An 801-nucleotide genomic window follows, 5' to 3' on the forward strand; every position below is an offset into this window, starting at 1 on the left:
AAACCAGTCGGATTGGGAAAAAAGTCATCGAGTTTCAGAATGTTTCCTTCGCCTATGAAAACAAGCCCATTTTGCAAGATTTTAATCTCTTAGTGCAAGCCAAAGACCGTATCGGAATCGTTGGGGATAATGGTGTGGGGAAGTCAACTCTGCTTAATCTCATCGCAGGGAGTCTTGAGCCGACTAAAGGTCAAGTTATCATCGGTGAGACGGTTCGCATTGCCTATTTCTCTCAACAAATCGAAGGTTTAGACGAGAGCAAGCGGGTTATCAATTACCTGCAGGAAGTAGCAGAAGAGGTTAAGACCAGTGGTGGTTCTACGACTTCCATTGCAGAGTTGCTAGAGCAGTTCCTCTTCCCACGTTCGACGCATGGAACCCTGATTGAGAAATTGTCTGGTGGCGAGAAAAAACGCCTTTATCTCCTCAAACTACTCCTTGAAAAACCAAATGTTCTTCTTTTGGACGAGCCGACCAATGACCTAGATATTGCGACTTTGACAGTCTTGGAAAATTTCTTGCAGGGCTTTGCAGGTCCTGTCTTGACAGTTAGCCACGACCGTTATTTTCTGGATAAGGTAGCGACCAAGATTCTCGCCTTTGAGAATGGCAGCATCCGTACTTTCTTTGGTCATTATACCGACTACCTTGATGAAAAAGCTTTTGAAACTGATATGGCCAATCAAGTGCAAAAGGCAGAAAAGGAGAAAGTGGTCAAGGTCCGTGAAGACAAGAAACGCATGACCTACCAAGAAAAGCAGGAGTGGGCAAGCATTGAAGGGGATATTGAAGCCTTGGAAA

1 protein-coding gene is annotated in these 801 nt (G+C 44.8%); it reads left to right on the forward strand.

Features of this window, described 5'->3' with window-relative positions:
* Nucleotides 1-801, forward strand: an 801-nt coding sequence (locus GMD4S_RS12430; RefSeq protein ID WP_000319290.1) for an ATP-binding cassette domain-containing protein, incomplete at both ends; no start/stop codon positions are given.

The organism is Streptococcus sp. GMD4S, assembly GCF_000296955.1.